General features: G+C 59.7%; 27 protein-coding genes and 1 pseudogene. 13 read left to right on the top strand and 15 right to left on the bottom strand.

What is annotated here, in order from left to right; all coding sequences use genetic code 11:
* Positions 1–53: 53 nt before the first annotated feature.
* Positions 54–1,145, bottom strand: a complete 1,092-nt coding sequence (gene aroC, locus HU737_RS15280; protein WP_186554799.1) for a chorismate synthase — start codon at positions 1,143–1,145, stop codon at positions 54–56.
* A 260-nt stretch (positions 1,146–1,405) separates the two neighbouring features.
* Here aroC and HU737_RS15285 point away from each other — a divergent pair, with 260 nt between their 5' ends.
* A complete protein-coding gene (locus HU737_RS15285; protein WP_186554798.1) occupies positions 1,406–2,368 on the top strand; it encodes an alpha/beta fold hydrolase in 963 nt (320 codons plus the stop codon).
* Between the two features lie 109 nt (positions 2,369–2,477).
* On the top strand, positions 2,478–3,263 hold the full coding sequence (locus HU737_RS15290; RefSeq protein WP_186554797.1) for a hypothetical protein: 786 nt from the start codon (positions 2,478–2,480) through the stop codon (positions 3,261–3,263).
* Between the two features lie 130 nt (positions 3,264–3,393).
* On the opposite strand, the gene prmB is transcribed toward HU737_RS15290, so the two are convergent.
* The gene (prmB, locus tag HU737_RS15295; protein WP_186554796.1) at positions 3,394–4,302 is read right to left on the bottom strand and encodes a 50S ribosomal protein L3 N(5)-glutamine methyltransferase; all 909 of its coding nucleotides are present in this window, start codon (positions 4,300–4,302) and stop codon (positions 3,394–3,396) included.
* A gap of 178 nt (positions 4,303–4,480) precedes the next feature.
* Here prmB and HU737_RS15300 point away from each other — a divergent pair, with 178 nt between their 5' ends.
* From HU737_RS15300 to HU737_RS15320, 5 genes are all read left to right on the top strand, one after another.
* Positions 4,481–5,071 (top strand): cysteine hydrolase family protein, encoded by a 591-nt coding sequence (locus HU737_RS15300; protein ID WP_186554795.1) that lies wholly within the window; start codon positions 4,481–4,483, stop codon positions 5,069–5,071.
* Between the two features lie 80 nt (positions 5,072–5,151).
* Entirely contained in the window at positions 5,152–5,472 is a 321-nt protein-coding gene (locus HU737_RS15305) for a hypothetical protein (RefSeq protein WP_186554794.1), read from the top strand.
* A gap of 229 nt (positions 5,473–5,701) precedes the next feature.
* On the top strand, positions 5,702–6,262 hold the full coding sequence (locus HU737_RS15310; protein ID WP_186554793.1) for a Smr/MutS family protein: 561 nt from the start codon (positions 5,702–5,704) through the stop codon (positions 6,260–6,262).
* 70 nt (positions 6,263–6,332) lie between these two features.
* The gene (folE, locus tag HU737_RS15315) at positions 6,333–6,878 is read left to right on the top strand and encodes a GTP cyclohydrolase I FolE (protein ID WP_186554792.1); all 546 of its coding nucleotides are present in this window, start codon (positions 6,333–6,335) and stop codon (positions 6,876–6,878) included.
* 60 nt (positions 6,879–6,938) lie between these two features.
* Positions 6,939–7,310 (top strand): glutaredoxin family protein, encoded by a 372-nt coding sequence (locus HU737_RS15320; RefSeq protein WP_186554791.1) that lies wholly within the window; start codon positions 6,939–6,941, stop codon positions 7,308–7,310.
* A gap of 118 nt (positions 7,311–7,428) precedes the next feature.
* Here the strand turns inward: HU737_RS15320 and HU737_RS15325 are convergent, their stop codons facing one another.
* Positions 7,429–8,031 carry a glutathione S-transferase family protein gene (locus HU737_RS15325; protein WP_186554790.1) on the bottom strand — a complete coding sequence of 201 codons (603 nt, stop codon included), beginning with the start codon at positions 8,029–8,031 and terminating at the stop codon, positions 7,429–7,431.
* A 142-nt stretch (positions 8,032–8,173) separates the two neighbouring features.
* Between HU737_RS15325 and HU737_RS15330 the strand changes: the two genes are divergently transcribed.
* Complete coding sequence (locus tag HU737_RS15330; RefSeq protein WP_186554789.1) at positions 8,174–9,364, top strand: benzoate/H(+) symporter BenE family transporter; 1,191 nt, start codon at positions 8,174–8,176, stop codon at positions 9,362–9,364.
* Positions 9,365–9,459: 95 nt separating this feature from the next.
* On the opposite strand, the gene HU737_RS26630 is transcribed toward HU737_RS15330, so the two are convergent.
* From HU737_RS26630 to HU737_RS15340, 3 genes and pseudogenes are all read right to left on the bottom strand, one after another.
* A complete protein-coding gene (locus HU737_RS26630) occupies positions 9,460–10,332 on the bottom strand; it encodes a methyl-accepting chemotaxis protein (RefSeq protein ID WP_437182257.1) in 873 nt (290 codons plus the stop codon).
* Positions 10,321–11,400 (bottom strand): annotated as a pseudogene (locus HU737_RS26635) (HAMP domain-containing protein); the annotation flags it as partial. The gene HU737_RS26630 and the pseudogene HU737_RS26635, both read right to left, overlap by 12 nt.
* Before the next feature lie 116 nt (positions 11,401–11,516).
* Positions 11,517–12,914, bottom strand: coding sequence for an aminotransferase-like domain-containing protein (locus HU737_RS15340; protein WP_186554787.1), 1,398 nt, complete (start codon positions 12,912–12,914; stop codon positions 11,517–11,519).
* Positions 12,915–13,129: 215 nt separating this feature from the next.
* Between HU737_RS15340 and HU737_RS15345 the strand changes: the two genes are divergently transcribed.
* Both HU737_RS15345 and HU737_RS15350 read left to right on the top strand, forming a co-directional pair.
* A complete protein-coding gene (locus tag HU737_RS15345) occupies positions 13,130–14,290 on the top strand; it encodes an MFS transporter (RefSeq protein ID WP_186554786.1) in 1,161 nt (386 codons plus the stop codon).
* A 97-nt stretch (positions 14,291–14,387) separates the two neighbouring features.
* On the top strand, positions 14,388–15,233 hold the full coding sequence (locus tag HU737_RS15350; RefSeq protein WP_186554785.1) for a lipopolysaccharide kinase InaA family protein: 846 nt from the start codon (positions 14,388–14,390) through the stop codon (positions 15,231–15,233).
* A 5-nt stretch (positions 15,234–15,238) separates the two neighbouring features.
* Here the strand turns inward: HU737_RS15350 and HU737_RS15355 are convergent, their stop codons facing one another.
* A complete protein-coding gene (locus HU737_RS15355) occupies positions 15,239–16,000 on the bottom strand; it encodes an SDR family oxidoreductase (RefSeq protein ID WP_186554784.1) in 762 nt (253 codons plus the stop codon).
* A gap of 229 nt (positions 16,001–16,229) precedes the next feature.
* Between HU737_RS15355 and HU737_RS15360 the strand changes: the two genes are divergently transcribed.
* Positions 16,230–17,231 carry an NADP-dependent oxidoreductase gene (locus HU737_RS15360; RefSeq protein WP_186554783.1) on the top strand — a complete coding sequence of 334 codons (1,002 nt, stop codon included), beginning with the start codon at positions 16,230–16,232 and terminating at the stop codon, positions 17,229–17,231.
* 83 nt (positions 17,232–17,314) lie between these two features.
* Here the strand turns inward: HU737_RS15360 and pyrF are convergent, their stop codons facing one another.
* Positions 17,315–18,016, bottom strand: coding sequence for an orotidine-5'-phosphate decarboxylase (gene pyrF / locus HU737_RS15365; protein ID WP_186554782.1), 702 nt, complete (start codon positions 18,014–18,016; stop codon positions 17,315–17,317).
* 182 nt (positions 18,017–18,198) lie between these two features.
* On the opposite strand from pyrF, the gene HU737_RS15370 reads away from it, so the two are divergent.
* Entirely contained in the window at positions 18,199–18,366 is a 168-nt protein-coding gene (locus HU737_RS15370; protein WP_186554781.1) for a DUF2897 family protein, read from the top strand.
* 46 nt (positions 18,367–18,412) lie between these two features.
* On the opposite strand, the gene HU737_RS15375 is transcribed toward HU737_RS15370, so the two are convergent.
* The 5 genes from HU737_RS15375 to rfbC all read right to left on the bottom strand — a co-directional run bounded on the left by HU737_RS15375 (position 18,413) and on the right by rfbC (position 22,455).
* Entirely contained in the window at positions 18,413–18,754 is a 342-nt protein-coding gene (locus HU737_RS15375) for a ComEA family DNA-binding protein (RefSeq protein WP_186554780.1), read from the bottom strand.
* Between the two features lie 185 nt (positions 18,755–18,939).
* Complete coding sequence (gene rfbA, locus HU737_RS15380; protein ID WP_186554779.1) at positions 18,940–19,821, bottom strand: glucose-1-phosphate thymidylyltransferase RfbA; 882 nt, start codon at positions 19,819–19,821, stop codon at positions 18,940–18,942.
* Positions 19,822–19,825: 4 nt separating this feature from the next.
* Positions 19,826–20,722: a dTDP-4-dehydrorhamnose reductase gene (gene rfbD / locus HU737_RS15385; protein ID WP_186554778.1), complete on the bottom strand. Its 897-nt coding sequence runs from the start codon at positions 20,720–20,722 to the stop codon at positions 19,826–19,828.
* A complete protein-coding gene (gene rfbB, locus HU737_RS15390; protein ID WP_186554777.1) occupies positions 20,719–21,789 on the bottom strand; it encodes a dTDP-glucose 4,6-dehydratase in 1,071 nt (356 codons plus the stop codon). Before rfbB ends, rfbD begins: the two co-directional genes overlap by 4 nt.
* Positions 21,790–21,909: 120 nt before the next feature.
* Positions 21,910–22,455: a dTDP-4-dehydrorhamnose 3,5-epimerase gene (rfbC, locus tag HU737_RS15395; RefSeq protein ID WP_186554817.1), complete on the bottom strand. Its 546-nt coding sequence runs from the start codon at positions 22,453–22,455 to the stop codon at positions 21,910–21,912.
* A 489-nt stretch (positions 22,456–22,944) separates the two neighbouring features.
* Here rfbC and HU737_RS15400 point away from each other — a divergent pair, with 489 nt between their 5' ends.
* Positions 22,945–24,102: an acyltransferase family protein gene (locus tag HU737_RS15400; RefSeq protein WP_186554776.1), complete on the top strand. Its 1,158-nt coding sequence runs from the start codon at positions 22,945–22,947 to the stop codon at positions 24,100–24,102.
* 273 nt (positions 24,103–24,375) lie between these two features.
* On the opposite strand, the gene HU737_RS26435 is transcribed toward HU737_RS15400, so the two are convergent.
* The gene (locus HU737_RS26435) at positions 24,376–24,591 is read right to left on the bottom strand and encodes a transposase (protein ID WP_367616037.1); all 216 of its coding nucleotides are present in this window, start codon (positions 24,589–24,591) and stop codon (positions 24,376–24,378) included.
* A gap of 120 nt (positions 24,592–24,711) precedes the next feature.
* Complete coding sequence (locus tag HU737_RS15405) at positions 24,712–25,953, bottom strand: O-antigen ligase family protein (protein ID WP_186554775.1); 1,242 nt, start codon at positions 25,951–25,953, stop codon at positions 24,712–24,714.
* Between the last annotated feature and the right edge of the window lie 21 nt (positions 25,954–25,974).

Consider the following 25,974-nt stretch of genomic DNA (forward strand, 5'->3'; position numbering starts at 1 on the left):
ACCGTGTAGGCGTTGGCTTGCCCCGCGATAGGGCCTGCGCCGATCAACGCTGATTAAAGCTGGCCCAAAACGGGAGTATTGACCCGCACATCGGCATTCTGTGCACGATGGCGCAGCAGGTGATCCATCAGCACGATGGCCATCATCGCCTCGGCAATCGGCGTGGCGCGGATGCCTACGCAGGGATCATGGCGGCCCTTGGTAATCACTTCGACCGGGTTGCCATCGACATCGATCGAACGACCCGGGGTGGTGATGCTCGACGTGGGCTTGAGTGCCAGATGGGCAACGATTGGCTGGCCGGAGGAAATACCACCGAGAATGCCGCCCGCATTGTTGCTGAGGAAGCCTTGCAGGGTCAGCTCATCACGGTGCTCGGTGCCACGCTGGGCGACACTGGCGAAACCGGCGCCGATTTCCACGCCCTTGACCGCGTTGATGCTCATCAGCGCGTGGGCAAGCTCGGCATCCAGGCGATCGAAGATCGGCTCGCCCAGGCCCGGCATGACGCCCTCGGCCACCACAGTGATCTTGGCCCCGACCGAATCCTGGTCACGGCGCAGTTGGTCCATGTAGGCCTCAAGCTCTGGCACCTTGGCCGGGTCCGGGCTGAAGAAGGCATTGTCTTCGACCGAGTCCCACGTCTTGAACGGGATTTCGATGGGGCCCAGCTGGCTCATGTAGCCACGTACGGTGATGCCTTGGCTGGCCAGGTACTTCTTGGCGATGGCACCGGCAGCGACGCGCATGGCGGTTTCCCGCGCCGAGCTGCGACCACCGCCACGGTAGTCGCGCAGGCCGTACTTGTGGTGGTAGGTGTAGTCGGCGTGGGCTGGGCGGAACAGGTCCTTGATTGCCGAGTAGTCCTTGGATTTCTGGTCGGTATTGCGGATCAGCAGGCCAATCGAGCAGCCCGTGGTACGGCCTTCGAACACCCCGGAAAGGATCTCGACTTCGTCCGGTTCCTGACGCTGGGTGGTGTGCCGGCTGGTGCCGGGCTTGCGCCGGTCGAGGTCGTGCTGCAGATCGGCCAGGGAAATCTCCAGGCCAGGCGGGCACCCATCGACAATGGCGACCAACGCCGGGCCATGGCTTTCGCCAGCGGTGGTGACAGTGAACAGCTTGCCGTAGGTATTGCCGGACATGGACGCTCCGCGAATCAGCCTGAAGTTTGGATGAGGCGGCCAGTATACGGAAAGCCGCTGGCTTGCGAAAAAAATCAGGGGGCTTTTGTTGCCCTTTCTGGCGCTATCGCGGAGCAACCCCGCACCTACATGGACAGCGAAAGCCCCGTAGTCGCGAGCTTGCCCGCGAAGAGGCCGCAATTGACCCGAGCCGATCACAGCACTGGCAGAACCTTCATCAGGCCTCCAGGTCCAACCCTCATCTCCTCATGAAGTACCCCATGATGCTGCGCTTCGCCGCCTTGTTGCTGCTGTTCTGCACCACCTTCGCCAATGCTGCCGCCCCCACCGTCCTGCAACGTCCGATCGACTTGGACACCGGCCAGGGCGTGCTGCACGGCAGCCTGCTATTGCCCCAGCAGGACACCCCGCCGCCAGTGGTATTGATCATCGCCGGCTCCGGTCCAACCGACCGCGACGGCAACAACCCTGCCGGCGGGCGAATCGACAACCTCAAGCGACTGGCCTTGCTGCTGGCCGGCGAGCACATCGCTAGTGTGCGCTTCGACAAACGCGGGGTTGCCGCCAGCCAGCCGGCAACCCCGGACGAGCGCGAACTGAGCGTCGAGCGCTACGTTGCAGACACCGTGGCCTGGAGCCGCAAACTTCAGGCCGATCCGCGTTTTGGCCCATTGATTTTGCTCGGCCACAGTGAAGGTGCGCTGATCGCCACCCTGGCCGCCGAACAAGCCGGCGCCAGCGCCGTCATCACTGTCGCCGGCAGCGGCCGGCCAGTGGCGCAGGTGCTGCGCGAGCAACTGGCGCAACGCCTGCCAGCGGCGCAACTGGCGCGCGGCAACGCCTTGATCGACCGCCTGCAAGCCGGCCAGACCAGCCTGGATGTGCCGCCAGCACTGCGCGAAGTGTTCCGCCCTTCGGTGCAGCCCTACCTGATCTCGTTGCTGCGCCAGGATCCGGCCGGCGCCTTCGGCCAGCTCCAAGTGCCTGCCCTGATCATCCAGGGGCGCAACGATGTGCAAGTGGACGTGGCCGATGCCGAGCGCTTGCAGGCGGCCAAGCCCGATGCCCAGCTGGCGCTGATCGATGGCATGAACCACATGCTGCGTATCAGTCCGCGCGCCATGAGCGGCCAGCGTGAGAGCTATCAGAATCCTGAGCTGCCGCTGGCGCGCGAACTGGGCCAACGGATCGTCGCTTTCATTCGCCAATTGCCGCAGGCGTAGGGCGCGCCCCTACAGTACTGACCGCTGCTGCCGATAAGCAGGCATTGGGCCGGTTATTGCGGGGGAAATCCTGCGATATCCGGCCATCGTGCATGTGAGGAAGCCCGTGATGACCGATGCCCCCGCCGCTGAGGCGACCGAAGAGCCGCAAGCCCCGGAGAGCGCCCCGCTGCCCTGGGCGGATGTGGCCGCTGAACATTTCCAGCTGCTGCGCCTGGCGCCGTTGCCCACCGACCGCAACAGTGGCGCCCGGCCGCTGCGCTTCGTGCAGTTCGGCTATGTCGAGCGGCACAGCAAGGAGCACAGCCTGCTACGCATGGAAATCCGCTTGCCCGGGCAGAAAGTGCGAAAAGAGCAGAACCAGCTGGATATCCGTGTCGATCACGGCCAGCGCCTGGTCAGCATTGGCGCTGAAGCCGGGCTGCAAATAGAACCGCTCAACCGTGGTTTGGGCCGTTACCTGCTGGGCCAGGCAGTGCAGTGGTTGCAGGCCAACTGGTCGCACTACCGCGTTGAAGGCATGACCCTGCCGAACAAGGATGCGCTCAACGAAGACACCCGCCTGCGCCGCGACCATGTCTTGCGCAGTATCGGTGTAGAGGTGGAGTACACCGACGGCCAGGTGCTCAAGGGGCGCACCGTGGAGGTGGCGGTCGGTCAGCTCAAAGGCGGCTGGAACGCCGAGAAGGTCCAAAGGATCGATACGCTGGAATCGGCCGGCATGCTGCAACAGGCCGAGCAGACGTTGCAGGAAAAAGAAGCGCAACTGCGCGAGCGCGATGAGCGGGTGGCCAAGTACCGCCGTGAAGACAGCGGGCTGCGCTTTACCATTACCTGCCTGGTGGCGTTTGCGGTGTTCCAGGCGGGGCTGTTGATCTGGATCGCTACCCGCTAGGCGGCTTGCGCCCCTTCGCGGTCGCACTGGTGGGAGCGGGCTTGTCCCGCGATAGCGATGGCCAATGCGATAGATGTCGCCTGGTCTAACGCTATCGCGGGACAAGCCCGCTCCCACAGGCCCATTGGCTTCAGACGCGCGAGCTGAACAGCTCCTGATGCTGGCGGCACTGCTCAGCCGTCAACATGAACACCCCATGGCCGCCGCGCTCGAACTCCAGCCAGGCAAAATCGACTTCCGGGTACAGCGTCTCGACATGCACCTGGCTGTTGCCCACCTCGACGATCAGCAAGCCTTTCTCGGTCAGGTGATCAGCCGCCTCGGCCAACATCCGCCGTACCAGGTCCAGGCCATCGTTACCGCACGCCAAACCCAGCTCCGGCTCATGCTGGTATTCGGCCGGCATGTCGGCAAAATCTTCGGCATCGACATACGGCGGGTTGGACAGGATCAAGTCGAAGCGCTGCCCCGGCAACCCAGCGAAGCCATCGCCCTGCACGGTGAACACCCGCTCATCCAGACCATGGCGTTCGATGTTCTGGTTGGCCACTTCCAGCGCGTCGAACGACAAATCGGCCAATACCACTTGCGCCTCAGGGAACACCTCGGCGGCAACGATACCGATGCAGCCGGAGCCCGTGCACAGGTCAAGAATGCGGGCCGGCTCTTGCGCCAGCCACGGCTCGAAACGTTTTTCGATCAGCTCGCCAATCGGCGAACGCGGCACCAGCACACGCTCATCGACCAGGAACGACATACCGCAAAACCAGGCCTCGCCGAGCAGGTAGGCGGTGGGCACGCGCTCTTCGATGCGGCGCTTGAGCAGATGCTGCAGACGCACTCGCTCGTCATCCTCGAGCTGGCAATCCAGGTAGCTGTCGGCCACCTCCCATGGCAGGTGCACGGCGCCCAGCACCAGCAGGCGGGCCTCGTCCCAGGCGTTGTCGGCACCGTGGCCGAAGAACAGCTCATGCTCGTGGAAGCGGCTGACTGCCCAGCGGATGTAGTCGCGCAGGGTGCGCAGGCGGGATGTGATCACGGGGTACTCCTTTTCAGACAGGACAAAAGTCTAACAGGCCCACCCGCTGAAATGTTCCACCCAATCCCCAACAAGTAGCCCCAGGCCAGTAAACACGCAGGTTACGATGTCAACCATTCCCATTAGCGGCCAAGCAAGGGAGAATAGGCGCACAAAAGCCCTACTGAAGGAGCCCTTGATGTCCGTTCCAACCACGATGTTCCGCCTCAGTGGCCGCGACTACCCGCCGGCCAAGCTGGGCAACGCCAGCCTGATCATCATCGATGCGCAGAAGGAGTACCTCAGCGGTCCCCTGGCGCTGTCGGGCATGGACGAGGCCGTGGCCAACATCGCCAGGTTGCTCGACGCCGCGCGTAAAGCCGGTCGCCCGATCATCCACGTCCGTCACCTAGGTACCGTTGGCGGCCTGTTCGACCCACAGGGCCCGCGCGGCGAATTCATCGAAGGCCTTGAGCCGCGTGGTGATGAAATCATCATCGAAAAGCGCATGCCCAACGCCTTCAAGAACACCAAGCTGCACGAAACCCTGCAGGACAAAGGCCACCTGGACCTGATCGTCTGCGGCTTCATGAGCCACTCCAGCGTCAGCACCACCGTGCGCCGCGCCAAGGACTATGGTTATCGTTGCACGCTGGTCGAGGATGCTTCGGCAACCCGCGACCTGGCGTTCAAGGATGGCGTGATTCCTGCCGCGCAGATCCACCAGTGCGAAATGGCCGTGATGGCCGACAACTTCGCCTGCGTCGCCCCAACCGCCAGCCTGGTCTGAGCGCATGACCGCCCGGCAGACGGGCGGAACCTGATAGCCACGGGCAGGTCGAACTCCGGATACCCATAGAGGAAATCGGAATGAAGCTCAAAGGCAGTTTCGACGCCAAGCGCCTGCGCCCGCGCGAACCGCGTAACTGGGGCGCACGCCTGGCTGCCGGGCTGTCTGCCCTGCTGGCGACGCTCGGCATACTCCTGGCGATGGCCGGTTTTGCCGGTCTGCTGGGCAATTACCCCGCGCTTGCCGAACTCAATGCCAATCGGCCGCTGTCGGGCATCCTGCTGGCGGTGGGGTTGTTGTTGCTGTGGATGGGCGTGCGTTTCTGGCGCCGTAGTCGGATTCGCCTGCGTCGTGGGAGGGAGTTGAACCTGTCGCCGCATTTGATGAAGAAGCACGACTGAGTTGGCTGTCAGTGCTGGCCTCATCGCGGGGCAAGCCCGCTCCCACGTAATGGCCACCGCATCTGATGAAAGAGTACGACTGAGTGGGATGTCGGTCGGGGCAAGCCCACGTGATGGCGCCATAGCGCTGCACATAACTCGTGGGAGCGGGCTTGTCCCGCGATGGGGCCAGCACAGGTGTACGCAGGCGCGCACTCGCGTAAACTACGCCGCCCACGTGGAGGCCTGCATGCAAGACGACGATTTTTCCCTGTTCCATGCCGAAGTGCGCGGCGTCAAGCCGATCAAGCACGATCGTGCCGAGGTCGGCAAACCCAAGGCTGACCGCAAGCAGCTGGCCGGCCTGCGCCAGTCGGCTACGGTGCGCAGCGACCAACCTTTGGTGGTCGATGGCATGTCCGATCAGTTCGTCATCGACGTGGGCGCCGAAGACGAGCTGATGTGGCGTCGCGACGGCGTGCAGGAAGGCCAGATCCGCAAGCTCAAGCTCGGTCAGATCCCTTTCGAAGGCAGCATCGACTTGCACGGCATGAGCGTGGAGAAGGCCCGCGAGATCCTCTGGGCGTTTCTCGCCGAGGCGACCAAGCTGGAAGTGCGTTGCGTGCGGGTCACCCATGGCAAGGCAGCGCGGCTGGATGGCAAGCGGCCGATGATCAAGAGCCACGTCAACACCTGGCTGCGCCAGCACCCGCAAGTACTGGGCTTCACCTCCTGCCAGGCGCGCCACGGCGGCACCGGCGCGGTGTACGTGATACTCAAACGGACCATGCTCGACGGGCGCGACGAATAACGCCGCGCTTGCAGCGCCGCCCTTGCCGCCGTACCCTTCTTTTTTGCGTTTATTCCCTACAGGTAGATACATGTCCCTGGAACAGAACTACACCGAGATCCTCAGCCAACTTGGCGAGGACGTCTCCCGTGAGGGCTTGCTGGACACGCCCAAGCGGGCCGCAAAGGCCATGAAGTACCTTTGCCGCGGTTATGAACAGACCCTGGAAGAGGTCACCAACGGCGCGCTGTTCAGCTCCGACAACAGCGAGATGGTGCTGGTCCGGGACATCGAGCTCTACTCGATGTGCGAGCACCACATGCTGCCGTTCATCGGCAAGGCTCATGTGGCCTACCTGCCACAAGGCAAAGTACTGGGCCTGTCCAAGGTTGCGCGGATCGTCGACATGTTCGCCCGCCGCCTGCAGATCCAGGAAAACCTGAGCCGCCAGGTTGCCGAAGCCATCGAGCAGGTCACTGGCGCTGCCGGCGTTGCGGTGGTCATCGAAGCCAAGCACATGTGCATGATGATGCGCGGTGTCGAGAAGCAGAACTCGACCATGATCACTTCGGTGATGCTCGGCCAGTTCCGCGAAAACGCCGCGACTCGCAGCGAGTTCCTCAGCCTGATCAAGTGATCGGCGCGTGATCCCAAGCCGGCCCTCAGGGTCGGCTTTTTATTTGTTCAGGAGTTGCCCATGATCGTCAAAGCCCTGCGGGTCGGCCTCGGCCAGCTTATCGTGTTCGGCGACTGGATCAGCCGCCCGGCCAAGCAAAAGCGTGACCCGGCGGCCCAGGCGCTGGTCGAGCAACAGGCCAAGGGCCTGGCGCTGTACCAGTTCCACGCCTGCCCGTTCTGCGTCAAGACCCGACGCAACCTGCATCGGCTGAATGTGCCGGTGGCGCTGCGTGATGCCAAGAACGACCCGCAACACCGCCAGGCCCTGCTTGAAGGTGGCGGCCGGGTGAAGGTGCCGTGCTTGCGCATCGAGGAACAAGGCCAAGTGACCTGGATGTATGAGTCCAAGGAGATCATTGCCTATCTGGACAAGCGTTTCGCCGGCGTTTGATTTTTTGGGGGCGGTGCCGGCCTCATCGCGGGGCAAGCCCGCTCCCACGCAGCCAGCTCTCGCCCGACTTGCGCCAATGCAGCTACACACGTGGGAGCGGGCTTGCCCCGCGATAGCGTTACTCGCCCATCGGCACATGCCGCGGATGCGAAGCCACCCGCGCCAACCACGCCTGCACCGCAGGGTATGCGCCCAGATCAAATCCACCCTGGTGCGCCACATGGGTATAGGCATACAACGCCACATCGGCAATCGAATACTGCTGCCCGACCAGATACGGCGTCATCTGCAGCTGCTTTTCCATCACCCGCAGCGCTTTGTAGCCGCCCTTGTGCAGCCCCTTGTATTCCTCGAGCCGCTCCTGTGGCAAGCCCAGATAAAACTGGATGAAGCGCGCCACCGCAATGTACGGCTCATGGCTGTACTGCTCGAAAAACTGCCACTGCAACACCTGGGTACGCAGACGCGGCTCGCTGGGCAAAAACTCGCTGCCGTCAGCCAAGAAGTTGAGAATCGCGTTGGACTCCCAAAGATAACTGCCATCTTCGAGCTCCAGCACCGGCACCTTGCCATTGGGGTTCATGGCGAGAAACTCCGGCGTCTCGGTCTCACCCTTGAGAATGTCCACCGGATGCCATTGATACGGACGATCGAGCAAATGCAGCATCAGCTTGATCTTGTAGCAGTTGCCCGACTGGTAGTCCCCATAGACCTTGTACATCGCCCCTCCCCTTCAATGCAGTTGCCGATATAGGCCCAATAGTTGGCGACTGTACGGCTAAATGCAATGGTCGCTGTATGGCAAGGATCAACGCTTGCCGCGTTAGTCTGAAAAAACTGCTTACAAGTACAAGGATTGCACCATGACCGATGCCACTTCAGCGCGCCTGCGCCCATTGGCAGACAGCTCCCCGTCGGCGGTGGTCGCCGGCTTCATCGCCATGCTCACCGGCTACACCAGCTCGCTGGTATTGATGTTCCAGGCCGGCCAGGCGGCCGGATTGACCACAGCGCAGATCTCCTCATGGATCTGGGCGCTGTCGATCGGCATGGCGATCTGCAGCATTGGCCTGTCGCTGCGCTATCGCACGCCGATCACCGTGGCCTGGTCGACGCCGGGAGCGGCGCTGCTGATCACCAGCTTAGGCGGCGTCAGCTACGGCGAAGCGATCGGCGCGTATATCACCTGCGCCGTACTGGTGCTGATCTGCGGCCTGACGGGCAGCTTCGAGCGCCTGGTCAAACGGATTCCAGCATCACTGGCATCGGCACTGCTGGCTGGGATCCTGTTCAAGATCGGCAGTGAGATTTTCGTTGCCGCGCAGCACCGGACCTTGCTGGTCCTGGGCATGTTCTTCAGTTACCTGCTGGTCAAGCGCCTGTCACCGCGCTATTGCGTGCTGGCCGCGTTGATAGTGGGTACGGCGCTGTCTGGCGCGTTGGGCCTGCTGGATTTCAGCGGCTTCAACCTGGAAGTGGCCAAGCCGGTGTGGACCACGCCGAGCTTCTCGCTGGCAGCGACCATCAGCATTGGCATCCCATTGTTCGTGGTAGCGATGACCTCGCAGAACATGCCGGGGGTGGCGGTATTGCGCGCCGATGGTTACCAGGTGCCGGCCTCGCCGCTGATCTCGGCGACCGGTTTTGCTTCGTTGCTGCTGGCACCGTTTGGCTCGCACGGGGTGAACCTGGCGGCGATCAGCGCGGCGATCTGCACCGGGCCGCACGCCCATGAAGACCCGAGCAAGCGATATACCGCAGCGGTGTGGTGCGGGATCTTCTATGGCATCGCCGGCGTGTTCGGCGCGACCTTGGCCGCACTGTTTGCCGCCCTGCCCAAGGAGCTGGTGCTGTCGATTGCGGCGTTGGCGCTGTTCGGTTCGATCATGAATGGCTTGAGCGTGGCCATGAGTGAGGCGCGCGAGCGCGAGGCGGCGCTGATTACCTTCATGGTGACGGCGTCGGGCTTTACCTTGTTTTCGATTGGCTCGGCGTTCTGGGGGATCGTGGCGGGGGTGATTACCTTGCTGATCCTCAATCCGCGCAGGGCTTGAAATGTCGATGGCTGAACGGGCCTCATCGCGGGACAAGCTCGCTCCTGCAAGGCTGCGATGAGGCCCGATCTGCCGACACGATACTCAGGCTCTGCTCAGAGCCTGAAATGCCCGACCATCCCCTTCAACTCATCCCCCAACTGCGCCAGTTGCACACTCGACTGGGCATTGTCGCGCATCGCCAGCGCAGCCTGATCGGCACTGCCGCGAATCTGTGTGACGCTGCGGCTGATCTCCTCGGCGACCGAACTCTGCTGCTCGGCCGCGGCGGCAATCTGCTGGTTCATCTGCTGGATCAATGACACCGCCGTGGCAATGCTCCCCAGTGCGGTTTCGGTATGCAGCGCATCCGCCACCGCCAAGCGCACCAGTTCGGTACTGCCGCGAATCTGCGCCACCGACTGCTGGGCGTTGCCACGCAAGCTTGCGACCAAACGCTCGATTTCCTCGGTCGATTGCCGGGTCCTCCTGGCCAAAGCCCGCACCTCATCGGCGACCACGGCAAAACCACGCCCTTGCTCCCCGGCCCGCGCTGCTTCGATCGCCGCATTGAGCGCCAGCAGGTTGGTCTGCTCGGCGACGCTCTTGATCACTTCAAGCACATCGCCAATGGTATGAATCTCTGCACTCAGGCTCTCGATGCCGGCGCTGGCGGTCTCTGCCGCCGCCGCCAACTGCTCGATGCGCTGCATGCTCTGGCGCACCACCTGCTGGCCGGATTCGACCTTGTCATCGGCAGCCTGCGCGGCCTGGGCGGCTTCTTCGGCATTGCGGGCCACGTCGTGCACGGTGGCGGTCATCTGCTGCATGGCGGTGGCAACTTGCTCGGTTTCTTCTTTCTGGCTGCCGACCTCGCGGTTGGTCTGCTCGGTCACGCTCGACAGCGACTGAGCGCTGCCAGCCAACTGCTCGATGCCCTGCTGCAGACCACTGACCATGCCGGACAGGCCCGCCGCCATCTGCTGCATGGCCTGCAACAGCTGGCCGACTTCATCGCCCCGCGGCGCTTCGGCCTGCATACCTAAGTCACCGGCGGCAATCCGTTGGGCACGGGTGATCACCCGCTTGAGCGGGCCGACTACAGCACGGGTGATCAGCCACGCCGCCACCACCCCAGCCAGCAGCGCCAGCGCAGTGGCCAGAACAATCGCCAGGGCGTTGCGTTTGAGCTCGCCCTGCATGGCCTGTTGTTGATTGCTGTAGGCCTGATCGACCCTGGCGGTGACCTGGTCGGCGCGCGCCTGCAACTGCGCCTTGAGGCCCTGCTCTTGGGCCAGCAGATCGGTGTATTCGTTGAGCTTTTGGCCGAAGCTGGCGATATGCCCGGCGACCTCGCCCAATACACTCTGGTAACCACTGTCGCTGACCGAGGTCTTGAGCTGCTCGACCAGGCTGGCCGCCTCGACGGTCTGGGCGATCCGCCCCTGGTTGACCGCCTCCTCGCCCTTGCGCCCCTGCTCCAGTCGCACCCGCGCCTCGTCCATCGCCTGCAACATCAGTCGCGACACCTGGGCCACCTGCGCGGCCTGTTCGAGAAACTCACCGCCTTGCTGGCCCTGGGACTGCTTGAGGGTGTAGCTGCCATCGTCAGCCAACCCCGCCTGCAGTACATCGAGGTTATTGGCCACGCTTGAGACCGACCAACTGGCCATGTCCAGCGCCAGCTCCTTGGCCTGTACAGCTTCAACGAAGGTGTCGAAGGCCTGGCCATAGGCGGTCAAGTCAGCCTCGCTCGCGCTCAATTGCGCGACTCCCCGGGCACGTTCGATCAGCCCTTGCAGGCCAGTGCGCAACGCTTCGGCGTCCTCGCTGTCGGAGCGCAACGCAAAGCCCTGTTCGAGCTGGCGCAAGCGCAGCAGGTCGGTATTGAACTGGGTCATCTGGCGTAAGCCATCAAAGCGCTGACCGACGCTGTACAGCGCAAACACGCCAATCGCCGCCACCGCCAGGGTCAGCAACAGGACTAAAGCAAAGCCCAAGCCGAGCTTGCGAGCCATGCCGAGATTGGCCAGAACGCCGTGCTTGGTCACTGCCATCGCCGATTCCCCCTCGCCCTGTCAGGCTTTCTGAAGGGTAAGAGTGACAATGGCGAGAGGATGCTCACAAGTCCTTGGCGCCAGAATGGTGTCAAATAGCTATGAGCGTGTCGTTTTCAGGCCGCTGAAGGTCGCCCTGCATGCTGAAGGAAGGCTTGGGCACGTTGGTCCTGCCCGTAGGCGACATTGATCCGCAACCAGTCACTGGCAGCCCCCTGAACATCAAAGGCGCTGCCCGGCGTGAGCAGCACCGCATGTTCCAGTGCCAGCCGCTCAAGGCTGGCGAAGTCGCGGCCTGGCACCCGCGCCCAGACGAACATCCCACCGTACGGCTCACAGAACACCTGCCAGCCATAGCCTTCAAGCTGGCCGAGCAACTTGGCCATGTGCTGCCCCAGACGCACGCGCAAACGCTGCACGCTCTTGCGATAGCTGCCATTGGCGAGCATCTGCGCCACCACCTGCTCGGCGAAGCGCGAGTTGCCGATACCACTGACCATTTTCAGCTCGGCCAAGCGTGCAATCAGGTCCTCGTCGGCCACCAGGTAGCCGACTCGCAGCGAACTGCTGAGGGTCTTGGAGAAACTGGCCAGGTAGATCACCCGCTGCTCGCTGTCGAGGGTAGCCAGGCGGGTGGCCGGACCTTCCTGGAAATCGGCGTAGATATCGTCCTCGATGATCCGCACGTCTCGCTCGCGGGCCAATTCCAGCAGGCGGTAGGCGGCCTTCGGCGTCAGACTGGTGCCGGTCGGATTGTGGTACAGGCTGTTGATGAACAGGCAGCGCGGGCGATGCTCGACCAACAGCTGCTCCAGTGCCTGCAAGTCAGGGCCATGGACGGTACGCGGAACCGGCAGCATGCGTACTTGATGGGCACTTAGCAGGTTGTACAGATTGTAGTAACCGGGGTTCTCCACCAGTACCGTATCGCCTGGGCGCAGCAGGGTGCGCACCAGCAGATCGAGGCCATGGCTGGCGCCTTGGGTGGTGAGGATGCGTTCGGCACCCGCCGCAATATCCAGCCGCGCCAGCCGCTTGTGCAACTGCTGGCGCAGGCTGCTCAGGCCCAACGGCGGGCTGTAGTCGAACAAGTCCGCAGGGTTGCCACGGCTGACCTGGCGAATGGCCTGGGCCAATTCCTCAGCCGCGCGCCACGCGTTGGGTAACCAGCCGCAGCCGAGCTTGAGCAGCTCGTCGTGGCCTTCGCGGAACTGGCGCCAACTACCCACCAGCGCCTCTCCCCAGTGTTCAGCGTCGGCTGCTTCCAGGCCCGGCTTGCGCTCGGCAACGAAGAAGCCGGTGCCGTGGCGCGCTTCTAACCAGCCACTGGCGACCAGTCGATCGTAAGCCTCGATCACGCACGACGGGCTGACCTGATGGGTTCGTGCCAGGGCGCGAATCGAGGGTAAGCGCGCGCCGGGGCGCAGGCGCTGGTGCTCGATCCAGGCCTGGAGCTGGTCGGTGAGTTGTTGGACCAGGGGGGTGGGGCTGAGGCGATCAAGCTGCAGGTTCATGGCAAGTGTTCGCGGATTTTGTGCGAACAGTTAAGCATAAATGGGCTGGGGGTGTGTCTTGTTGGTGGAGCGGCTGGGCATCAGTGTGGCCAGTGCCGGCTCTATCGCGGGGCAAGCCCGCTCCCACGAGGCTTCTGTGATCGACGCCCGTGGGAGCGGGCTTGCCCCGCGATAGAGCAGGCACAAACACCCACAGACCAACGGACCACCCCGAAATGCCCAATCGCCACGCCCCCGCCCTGCTGGCCTTCGCCCTGTGCATCATCACCCTCGCGGTGAACCTGCAAGCGCCGCTCTACATCACCTACGCCGACCTCTCCGGCCGCGGCGCCGCCGCCACTGCAGTGGCATTCTCCGGCTATGTACTCGGCGTGCTGCCGATACTCCTGGCCCTGGGCGGCCTGGCGGATCGGGTCGGCCGGCGGCCACTGATCCTCGCCGCCCTAGGCCTGTCGATGCTCGCCACGCTGCTGATGCTGCTGGCCCCTAGTCTGGAAACCCTCGGCGTCGCGCGCCTGTTCCTCGGTCTGGGCACCGGCCTTGCCTCAGCCACGGCTACCGCCTACATGGGCGAGTTGATGGCCGGCAGCGACAGCAGCCGCGCCGCCAACTGGGTCACTGCCAGCACCTCGCTGGGCTTTGGCCTGGGCGCGGCCTTGACCAGCCTGTTCCTCCTAGCCGGACCGAGCCTGACCCCAGGTAGCTTCCATCTGCAACTGCTGCTGGCGTTCATCGCCATCGTTTTGGTGTGGCGCTTGCCGGATCCACGCCCGGCACAGCGCACAGCCATGCTGCGCTTGCCCTGCTACCCGGCCGGCAGCCTCGCCTATGGCTTCGCCATCCTCCTGGCCTGGGCCTGCGTCGGCCTGGTGATCGCCCTGCTGCCAGGGATTCTGCGTCAGCATGGCTTGAGCGCCTGGTCAGGCTTTTCCACCTTCTGCGTGATCAGCTGCGGCCTGCTGTTCCAGCCCATGGCCCGGCGCTTGCCGAGTGCCCAAGCGACCCTGCTGGGGCTGGCCGTCTTGCCTTGCAGTTATACCCTGTTGGCCTGGGGCGCGGACAGCGGCGCACTGCTCGCAGTGCTGCTCGGCGCGGTGGCCGCGAGCAGCGCTTGCTATGGCTTCATCTACCTCGGCGGGTTGGCGGCGGTGAACCAATTGGCCGGCAGCGAAAAGACCCGGGCCAGTGCCGGGTTCTTCCTTCTTGCGTACATGGGGTTCAGCCTGCCAGTGATTTTTACCGGGTTGCTCAGTGATGCGCTGGGGGCGCGAGTGGCGCTGATAGCATTTGGCGCAGTGCTGCTCACAGGCTGCTTGATCGTTGCGGCGATGCTTCACCTCAGCGCGCGCAAACAACGTGTTGAAGCCGCCTGTTGATGATCGGAATTAGATGAAAGATTTGTAGGAATTTTGTGAAAAAATGTAAGATAACTGAAAGCAAGCAATAGCACTTTGACACTACCAAGGATGTAGCGTGCACCCCAATTCCCCCACCTGGCGCAGCGAGTACCCCCATGTACTAAGCCACAGCCATACCACGCTACATTTTCAGTCGCCCTTGGCAGCCAAGACCCGCTGCGCGCTCAAGCAACTGATCGAACAGGCGCCTAGCGCCAAACGCGTCAGCGCACCACTGGCCTGCAGCGAAAGTGGGTTGTTCACCAAGCGTGAGCAACTCGATTCGCTGAAAAAGAAATGGCGGGTGCAGCGCGGCAATCCAAGGAGTAAGGGGCTCTACGACTGGACAATCGAGGAACTGATCAACACCCGCGAAGCCACCCGACGTGGCGCGCGGGTAGCTGGACTGGTCGGCTTTGGTTACAGCCGCTCCAAGCTTGGCTTGGTGCAGGACCTGTACCTGATCACCGAACTACTGGATGCCCATGATGATGGTTTGAGCAAGGTTCGCAACGACCCGAGCGCAGTGCACAGCGTAATCGGAGCGGCATTTGAACTGCTGCACGACCTACACCAGCGGGGGATCAGCCACATGGATCTGTGGGCCGCCAATGTCATGCTGCCGCGAGACGACACCCGCCAACCGTTGGCCATCGACCTGGAAAACAGCTTCTGCGTGCCGACGGCGTTTTTTAGCGAAACCCTTGGCTTTCAGTTCGGCTTCCTGTACTTGCGGGAAATCTATCGCTACATCACCGAAGCAGACTTCGACGCCTGCGTGGACCAGGCGCTTGAGCGGTACTTCCCGGCCATCGACCGGCCCGCGTTCGACCGGGTGTTTGCCATCGCCAAGCATGAAGATATCGGGCGCCTGGAGCGCCGCGAGATCTTCCTCAAAGGGACAGTGCCAAACGCGGGATAACCCCCTCAGATAGCCAAGGCACCACCGTCTACGGTCAGCGAGTGGCCGGTGGTGAACGCCGCACCGTCACTGCACAGATACAGCACGGCACTGGCAATTTCCTCGACCTTGCCAATCCGCCCAACCGGGTGCATTGCGGCCGCGAACTCGGCCTTGCGCGGGTCGGCTTCATAGGCGCGGCGGAACATATCGGTGTCGATCACCGCCGGGCAAACCGCGTTAACCCGAATGCCCTTCTTGGCATACTCGATGGCCGCCGACTTGGTCAGGCCGATGACTGCATGCTTGGAGGCGGCGTAGATGCTCATCTTCGGCGCGGCCGACAGGCCTGCCACCGACGCGGTATTGACGATCGCCCCACCGCCCTGGGCCAGCAGCAACGGCAGCTGGTACTTCATGCACAACCACACGCCCTTGACGTTGACGCCCATGATCGCGTCGAACTCTGCCTCGCTGCCCTCGGCCAAGCGGCCCTTCTCGATCTCGATGCCGGCGTTGTTGAAGGCATAGTCGAGACGGCCATAGGCGTCGATAACGCCTTGGTGCAGTTGGCGCACATCGCGGTCCTGAGTCACATCGCAGGGCAGGAACAGCGCCTCGCCCCCTGCCTCACGAATCAAGCTCACGGTGGCCTCACCACCCAGCGCATCGCGGTCGGCCACTACCACCTTCAGCCCCTCGGCAGCGAAGGCCAGTGCCGTCGCCCGGCCGATACCCGCCGCGCCCCCGGTGACCAGGGCGACCTGGCCGGAAAAGGTCATGCTCATCGCTCGCTCCTGCAACAAAAATTGAAGTCGAGCCTGAGTCTAGTCAGGCGACCGCTGCCAGGGGCAGCATCATTAGGCCAACGGTTGAGCTACCATCGTTGCCAGTGATTGTCCCTGTAGCTCCCGATCATCCGCGTGGATCGCCCGGCATTCGCCACACCGGTAAACCTTGCCGCGCCGCGCGCCAACCACTATCAACAGGCTTTGCCTACTATCAGCGAGATTCGCCATGACCCAGACCAACCGCCGCTTCCTGCTTGCCAAACGCCCGGTCGGCGCCGTTACCCGTGACGATTTCACCTACGAACAAGTCCCCGCCAGTGAGCCGGCCGAGGGCCAGATCCAGGTCAAGAACCTGTACCTGTCGCTTGACCCTGCAATGCGCGGCTGGATGAATGAAGGCAAGTCCTACATTCCCCCAGTGGGCCTAGGCCATGTCATGCGCGCCCTGGGCGTGGGTGAAGTGGTCGCCTCCAAGCACCCAGGTTTCCAACCCGGCGACCACGTCAGCGGCGCGCTCGGCGTGCAGGATTACTTCACTGGCGAACCGCAGGGCCTGCACAAGATCGACCCCAAGCTCGCCCCCCTGCCCCGCTACCTCTCGGCCCTGGGCATGACCGGCATGACCGCCTACTTTGCCTTGCTCGACGTGGGTCAGCCTAAAGAAGGGGAAACCGTAGTGATCTCCGGCGCCGCGGGCGCGGTGGGCAGCATCGCCGGGCAGATCGCCAAGATCAAAGGCTGCCGGGTAGTCGGCATTGCCGGTGGCGCGCAGAAGTGCCAGTACCTCAAGGATGAGCTGGGTTTTGACGGGGTGATCGACTACAAGGCCGAAGACGTGCTGGCGGGCCTCAAGCGCGAGTGCCCCAAGGGCGTGGACGTGTACTTTGACAACGTCGGTGGGGATATCCTCGATGCCGTACTGAGCCGCTTGAACTTCAAGGCGCGCGTGGTGATTTGCGGGGCGATCAGCCAGTACAACAACAAAGAAGCGGTCAAAGGGCCGGCCAACTACCTGTCGCTGCTGGTCAATCGCGCGCGGATGGAAGGCTTCGTGGTGATGGACCACGCCAAGGAATACGGCAAGGCGGCGCAGGAGATCGCCGGCTGGTTGGCCAGTGGCAAGGTCAAGAGCAAGGAAGATGTGGTGGACGGGCTGGAGACCTTCCCGGAGACGCTGCTCAAGCTGTTCAGCGGCGAGAACTTTGGCAAGTTGGTTTTGAAGGTCTGACGCGCTGCACACGCGCCGGGCACACTTGCTGTGACCGGCGCGAACCTCAGTAGGCGCAGCGTTCGCGCACCTACTCGGTCAATTCATCCGCGAATCTCAGCTACTACCGCCGCCAGCGCTTGGGCCGGATCCGCTGCCTGACTGATTGGACGTCCAATTACCAGATAGTCGGAACCGGCATCCAGGGCCTGACGCGGGGTAAGAATGCGACGTTGATCGTCTTGGGCGCTGCCAGCCGGGCGGATGCCTGGAGTGACCAACTGCAGCGACGGATGCGCCGCCTTCAACGCCGGCGCTTCCAGCGCCGAGCACACTAGACCGTCCATCCCGGCCTTCTCGGCCAAGGCTGCCAGCCGCAGCACCTGCTCTTGCGGTTCGATGTCCAGGCCGATGCCCGCCAAGTCTTCACGCTCCATGCTGGTCAGTACGGTTACACCGATCAGCAGCGGCTGAGGACCACTGCGCTTGGCCAGCTCTTCACGGCAGGCCGCCATCATGCGCAGGCCGCCGGAGCAATGCACGTTGACCATCCACACGCCCATCTCGGCTGCAGCCTTTACCGCCATCGCCGTGGTGTTGGGGATATCGTGGAACTTGAGGTCGAGGAATACTTCGAAGCCCTTGGCACACAGGGTCTCGACGATGCCCGAAGCGCTGCTGGTGAACAGCTCCTTGCCAACCTTTACCCGGCACAGCGCCGGATCGAGCTGGTCAGCCAGCTTCAGAGCGGCCTCACGGGTAGGGAAATCGAGGGCGACGATCAGGGGCGTCTGGCAGGCGGACATGGTCGGGGTCTCTTGGCAAGTCGTAAACGGCGCGCATTGTAAACGAAGTGACGGGGCCATGGGGGCCCGCAGGTCACGAGAATTGGCCCAAGTGTGGGCGGGCTCTATAATTGAACCATCGGCACAGGTATCAGCTCAAAAATCATACAAACGGTGCCTTCCGTTTTTGCAGGAGAAAGACAATGCCCTGGTATGCCTGGTTGATCCTCATCGTAGCGCTTGGCTCGATCGTAGGTGGGCTGATGCTGCTGCGCGATACGGCGAAGAAATTGCCGCTGACCGAAGAGCAGTTGAAGAAAGTTCATGAGCGCAATGCAGAGATGGATGCCAAGGAAGCCAAAGATCGCTAAAGCCTGGATGGCCGACCATGAGTTGATCGGCCATCGCCACCTGAGCTTACTCCACAGTTAATTTGTCACGGTTGCGATCCAGGATCGCGTTGCCGATCCCTTTGATTTCCAGCAATTCATCGACCGAAGTGAATGGCCCATGTGCGTCACGGTAGGCCACGATCGCTTCGGCTTTTGCTTTACCAATCCCGTTCAGCTCCTTTTGCAAGGTTGGCGCATCGGCAGCGTTGAGATTGACGCGAGTCGTGTGGGCAACCGTTGCCGGTGTGGCCACTGCGCTAGCGGTTAGTTCAGCGGGTGCCGGAGCGGGATTGGGCGCTGCACTGAGGGAAAAGGACAGGCCCGCGAACAGCGGAAGGAACAGATAGGAAAGGACGGTATTACGCATTTGGCACACTCCATTGAGACGAGAATTGCAGGGCAGCGTTTCCGTAGCTGCCAAACAAACCTAGCGCTTCTGAAGTGCCGGTGAAAGTGCGCGAAGGGTGAGAATCTTTACTGAATTAGACGTCACATTTCATGTCCTCTTCTTGAGCAAAAAGTCGCACAAGAAGAGGATAAAAAACTTACCAATTAATAAACTTTGTCTTGCAACAAGCGCTGCAAATATTGACCGTATCCATTCTTCGCAAGAGGGGCGGCAAGCTTTTCAAGTTGCTCTGCACTGATCCAGCCCTGGCGGAACGAAACCTCTTCCGGGCATGCCACTTTCAAGCCCTGGCGGCGCTCTATGGTCGCGATGTATTGGCTGGCTTCGAGCAACGAATCGTGGGTGCCGGTATCCAGCCAGGCGTAGCCGCGGCCCATGATTTCAACCGACAGCTTGTTACGCTCAAGGTAGGCGCGGTTGACGTCGGTGATCTCAAGCTCGCCACGTGGCGAGGGCTTGATGGCCTTGGCGATCTCGACCACATCCTGATCATAGAAATACAGGCCGGTTACCGCGTAGCTGGACTTGGGTTGCAGCGGCTTCTCTTCAAGGCTGATCGCGGTGCCCTGGGCGTCGAATTCAACCACGCCATAGCGTTCAGGATCGTGCACGTGGTAGGCGAACACGCTAGCACCAGTGGCACGACTGTTGGCGTTGCTCAGCAGGTGCTGGAAGTCGTGGCCGTAATAGATGTTGTCGCCCAACACCAACGCCGACGGATCATTGCCAATGAACTGCTCACCAATGATGAACGCCTGCGCCAGGCCATCCGGAGCGGGTTGCACGGCGTAGGAAATATTCAGGCCCCACTGATTACCGTCGCCCAACAACTGCTCAAAACGCGGGGTGTCCTGCGGGGTGGAAATGATCAGGATGTCGCGAATCCCCGCCAGCATCAGCGTAGTCAGCGGGTAATAGATCATCGGCTTGTCGTAGACCGGCAAGAGCTGCTTGGAGATCGCCAACGTTGCAGGGTGCAGTCGAGTACCCGAGCCGCCTGCCAGAATGATGCCTTTACGTTTCATGCGGTTATTTCCCTTGTATTTCCGTCAGCATCCGCGCAACGCCCAGGCGCCAGTCAGGAAGCTGCAAACCGAAAGCCTTTTCAAGTTTTAGCGTATCGAGTCGCGAATTGGCCGGCCGCCGCGCAGGCGTGGGGTAGGCGTCAGTGGTCAACGCCGAGACTGCCTGCGGCTTGACCTTCAGCTCAATGCCCATCTGCTCAGCCAGCTCAAGAACGTATCGCGCATAGCCACACCAGGTGGTTTCACCCGCTGCTGCAAGATGGTAGAGCCCACCCAGTTCAGGCTTGGCGCGCCAGGCGACGATCGCATGCGCCGTCACATCTGCGATCAACTCAGCACCGGTTGGTGCGCCGAACTGATCATCGATTACCCCAAGGGTGTCTCGCTCGCCAGCCAAGCGCAGCATGGTCTTGGCAAAATTATTGCCACGCGCCGCGTACACCCACGAGGTGCGGAAGATCAGGTGCGAGCACGCCGACGCCTGAATAGCCTGCTCTCCAGCCAACTTGCTCAGACCATAGACATTCAGCGGCCCCACCACGTCTTCTTCGCGCCAGGGCGCTTGACCCTCCCCTGGGAAGACATAGTCAGTGGAGTAATGCACCAGCAGCGCACCTGAACGTGCAGCGGCCTGCGCGAGCACTTCGAGCGCCTCGGCGTTGACGCGATGAGCTTGCGCCTGCTCGGACTCGGCCTTGTCTACCGCGGTGTAAGCCGCCGCATTGACAATCACATCTGGCGCCCAGGCCTGGACGGTCTGCGCCAAACCTTGCAGATTGGCGAGATCACCGCAGTAATCCTGACTCTTGGAGTTAAGGGCCAGCAGCTCTCCCAGCGGCGCCAGGCTGCGCTGCAGCTCCCAGCCGACCTGGCCGTCTTTACCAAGCAGCAAAATCTTCATTCGCTGCGCTCGCCGTAGTTCTTCTCGACCCACTCGCGGTAGTTGCCCGACTGCACGTTTTCAACCCACTGCCAGTTGCTCAGGTACCACTCGACCGTCTTGCGGATACCGGTCTCGAAGGTTTCCGCAGGCTTCCAGCCCAGCTCACGCTCGAGTTTGCGCGCATCGATGGCGTAACGGCGGTCATGGCCTGGGCGGTCGGTGACGAAGGTGATCTGCTCGCTGTAGGACTTGCCATCAGCGCGCGGGCGCAGCTCATCGAGCAAAGCGCAAATGCGGTTAACGATCTCCAGATTTGGCTTCTCGTTCCAGCCGCCAACGTTGTAGACCTCGCCCACCGTGCCCGCCTCAAGCACCCGGCGAATCGCGCTGCAGTGATCTTTCACGTACAGCCAGTCGCGGATTTGCTGGCCGTCACCGTAGACCGGCAGCCCTTTGCCACCCAACGCGTTGACGATCATCAGCGGGATGAGCTTTTCCGGGAAGTGGTACGGGCCGTAGTTGTTGGAGCAGTTGGTGGTGAGAACCGGCAGGCCATAGGTGTGGTGGTAGGAACGCACCAAGTGATCGCTGGCCGCCTTGCTCGCCGAGTAAGGGCTATTGGGCTCGTACTGGTGCGTCTCGGTGAACGCCGGAGCGTCAGGCGCCAAGGAGCCATAGACTTCGTCGGTGGAAACATGCAGGAAACGGAACGCTTGCTGCGTATCGCCCGGCAAGGCTTTCCAGTAGGCGCGCACCGCTTCGAGCAGGCGGAAGGTGCCAAAGATGTTGGTCTGGATGAAGTCTTCCGGGCCATGAATCGAACGATCGACATGCGACTCGGCGGCGAAATTGATCACCGCACGCGGCTGATGCTCGGCCAGCAACTTCTCGACCAGCGCCGAGTCGGCGATATCGCCGTGGACGAACAGGTGCTTGGGGTTACCATCGATGGACGCCAGGCTCTGCAGGTTGCCCGCGTAGGTCAGCTTATCCAGGTTGATGACCAGCTCATCTGCTTGAGCTACCCAGTCCAGGACAAAGTTGGCGCCGATGAAGCCGGCTCCGCCGGTTACTAAGATAGTCATTGTTCGGATCTTTTCAATAGCATCGTTAGAGGGTTACCAGGAGAGCCACCTGTGCCTTCCCACTTTCTGAAACAACCTTGGGGTTGGGATCGGAATTAGCGCTCACCAGTTAGGCAATATTTAACCGAAACATTCGGCCTCAGAAAGCAGTTTACCCCGCAAATCTTTATCAGATAGTAAGGGTGGTGCACTCAAGGGCCAGTCGACGCCGATCTGCGGGTCATTCCATGCCAGGCAACGCTCATGAGTGGGCGCATAAAAATCGGTGGTCTTGTATAGGAACTCAGCATCCTCGCTCAGTACTACAAATCCATGAGCAAAACCTTCCGGTACCCAGAGCTGATGCTTGTTCTCAGAAGAGAGATATGCACCTACCCACTGCCCGAATGTCGCAGAGCTACGCCGTAGATCGACCGCCACGTCGAACACCTCCCCCGCGACTACACGGACCAGTTTGCCCTGAGCCTGCTCGACTTGATAGTGCAGGCCACGCAGGACCCCTTGGGCGGAGCGGGAGTGATTGTCCTGAACAAACTCTACATGCCGCCCGACAGCATTTTCAAAAACACGCTGGTTGAAACTTTCGAAGAAAAACCCTCGATCGTCGCCAAACACGCGAGGTTCGAAGAGAATAACATCGGGAATAGCTAAAGCGGTTGCTTTCACAGAAATCACCAAAAAAAGCAGATTATACATCTCATTGCGATACTGCGGGCGACTGATGACGGATCCGTAGGCCAGAAGGGATCCAGAAAATTCGCCACCCCGTCCTCTTGTTTTTCGGTCCACACCACCGGTCCGCGAATATGCGCCTCTCCGAGAAAACGAGCGAGCGCCTCCGTCCTTATGACTATGAACCAGACCTCTGCCGCCCTAATGCCAGCAATACGCCCAAACAACGATTACAACTGAGTCATTATCCAGAGTTCTCAGCTATCATGTCCTACAATAAAACGGACTTTATCACTACACAAAATGGTAAAATAGCAGGTCCGAAGCCAGTCCCCGCGACATAAAAATTGCCGGTTCATAGCGGCATACAGAAAAGCTTTATTACAATCGATAGTCCACGCGTACGCCACTCAGTCAAAACTTGATAAAATTTGTAAAACATGTTAAAAGCTGCAAACTCAAACAAATAATTGTCGATATGCTATGACCCTCTCAAACTTACTACCTTTAATAATTTTTTCATTATTTATAGCATTTGCTTGGGCAACAACAATAAAACACGGTAGCGCTGGAAGCATCAATAATAATAGATTCGCCTATATAGATGGACTTAGAGGCATTGCAGCGGTAGTGGTAGTTGTGACTCATTTTTGGAGGACGACACCGTCAAGCAATGGAATATCATTCTTATTCGACGGCCGAGCCAATTATGGCCCAATTGGTGTACAGATCTTTTTTTGCATTACAGGCTTTCTATTCTTTGGTCAGATAATCGCCAAAAAAGGTGTTTTCTCATGGAGTACTTTTTACCGCTCTCGAGTTAGACGCATACTTCCGGCATACCTAGCATTCTATGCGCTAGGAATAATTACCGTGCTCGCCTACGGAGATATAACAAAAGCCTCGACCGAACAAATACCCAGCCTTGCAGACATGCTTTTTTTCGGGTTTGCAGGAAAAGGCGAGGGAAAGATGTTTGCAAGCGTTCCTCTTGATCTCGTATTCGGCGTAATCTGGACGCTTAAATATGAAATTATTTTTTACATCACACTTCCATTCATTACTTACCTAGTAGCAAGAACAGGCATTGGCGCAGGCCTGTCGATTATGTTTGCAGCTGTTGGATATGAACTAGCAAGCACGGGAACCACATTTGCTGGATACTTCCTCACTGGCGGCATTGCCTATATATTGGCCCAAAAAACAAAGCCCTCCACCGCGACAAAATTTCTTTGCGGACTGTGCATCCTTTCGTTGATTTACTACTTAATTACATCCAATTATCAACAATACGGCGTAAAACACTTCATCGTATCATCCTCTCTATTCTTACTCATTACGCTGTGCAAACCCACTATCCTAGAATCCAAGCCACTTAGATATCTTGGTGAGATAAGCTACAGCATATACTTGCTTCACGCACCCTTATTAATTCTCAACAGAGTACTGTTTGCAAACATTCTAAACATAGGCACACAGGAACCCCAAAACTACATCCTAGTAACTTTCATCGGAACAACACTCATCTTTGGGGCATCCGCCATTCAGCACAAATATCTTGAGCTTCCATTCATAACAAAATCCAAGCCACTCTCCAGCATGGAAGAGCAGATTAAAACATCAGAAATCACGATCAAATAAGCATATCGTGAACTCACACAAACTCGACGAACAGCAAGCAATTAAAGCTTTCAGCCGAGATCTCGCACAACAAAATACGGCCGAGCTACATTAGGCACTGTGAAAATATAGTATGAATCCCAGAAGAACCTTCCTGCACGTGGATTTCAGTTGTCTGGCCATCAAGACTGCGGAACAGATCATGATCGACAGCCCTCTTTCTTCCGAGTGCCAGATGAGGCTCGCTTACTGCGCTTGAGTTGATCATCTTGATCACGCCTTGCTCAAACAATCTCAGATGCAAGTGTTCAGCATGTGATCGAATTCCTCCAGCTTTCGCCAGCCACAGCACCGTTGATCATAGTGCCCATGGGCCAAACAATGTGGTACATCTCGCCATTCAACACCCGAGCAGAGCATCCAGAGCAAGCCATCGAGTATCAGGCGGTCGCTTAATCGGGACCGCCCTCTACCACGGGTTTGGCTAAAATCTAAGCAACCACCGCCCAAGCTTCAGAGAGCTGGTAACGCTTTGCCATCAAAAAATTCCTTCCGTAGATGGCTGGAAACTCTCTAGAATTAATGCTATTCCAGCGCGCCGATTGGTTTTCTCGGGGTTAAGTAAAGAATCTAATGCGCGTGCGGCTTTTTATTTGACACTGCTAACAAGATGGCAACCGGCAGCCAGAAGACCGTCCAGTAATCACCGGGCCGCGTGTAAATTCGTTCGACATCAGTCAACATCGCGATTATCGCAAAAAGTAAAGCAGGGAATGCAAGCCGGATCCATGGGTTATCTCGCAGCGTCCAAGCCCTATAGCACAACCCCATTAGACCTATAACCATCAAGAAAAGTGAGACTAGCCCACTATCATATACTTGCTGCAAGAAGAGACTGTGAGCATGAGGAGAAATCATCTTCCCATCCGGCCATAAATACGTGAACGGTGTTCCTAAACCATGTCCAAATAGCCAATGGCCTGACATAACCTGGAAGTAATAATCCCAGATTGGCCCGCGGCCAGATAACTGACGTTTGCTTACCTCCTCAATAATCTGATCCCAGAGGATAATACCCGCACCAAGAGTGAGCAGGATACATAAGCAAATCCCCCACAAACCACGCTTGGAGCGGTGCATCAACACTGCCAATATACAGCTACCCATTAGGGCGAAACACGCTCCCCGGGTACCTGTCATAAAAACATAAGCAGCTAATACAAAAAAAAGCATCAGCCAAAACAGGAAACTACGACGATCGCTTCGCCTCTCTAACACTACCCCTATCACCCAAGTAGCGACAGCTCCATTGAAAATTCCTGCCGCTACAGGCCAACCGTAATTTACCAAATCGCCAATTCCCATTCGGTCAATTCGATAAGCTCTGAATGCTTTAGGTTTATCCAACACACCATATTGATAAATCAAACTTGCTAGAGCACCGAAGGCCACTACAACCAATGAGACGAGCAAGACACGTCGAAACAAATCTTCGTGACGATTGAGTAGCATATGAATAGCTAGCAAGTACAAGCCGACAAAAACACCGCGCTTCGCGAGTGACAAAGCACTGGATTCGCCCGCCGTTGCCCACAAAGTACTCAGGGCCACCCAACCAAGAAATAACGCCCACGGTAGATATTGTAAGTCAAGCCTAAAATCACGCTTTAAAATGAGCTTATGGAGAGATAAGAGAAGCGCCGGCAGTAATAGCCATATGTAGACTTGAGTATTTCGAGCACTGCCTGATACCAGCCAGACTTTACCACTGAGCTGTATAAAAAAACCTACAGCCAACATCCAAAGCATCAGTTTCGACCAGCTTGCATTTGAAGCTAACGAGCTCAACCGCTCTAGCTTGATTCCATTCATAACTTTTGTCTTATCACCAAA

It is taken from the genome of Pseudomonas urmiensis (genome assembly GCF_014268815.2).
GTDB lineage: Bacteria > Pseudomonadota > Gammaproteobacteria > Pseudomonadales > Pseudomonadaceae > Aquipseudomonas > Aquipseudomonas urmiensis.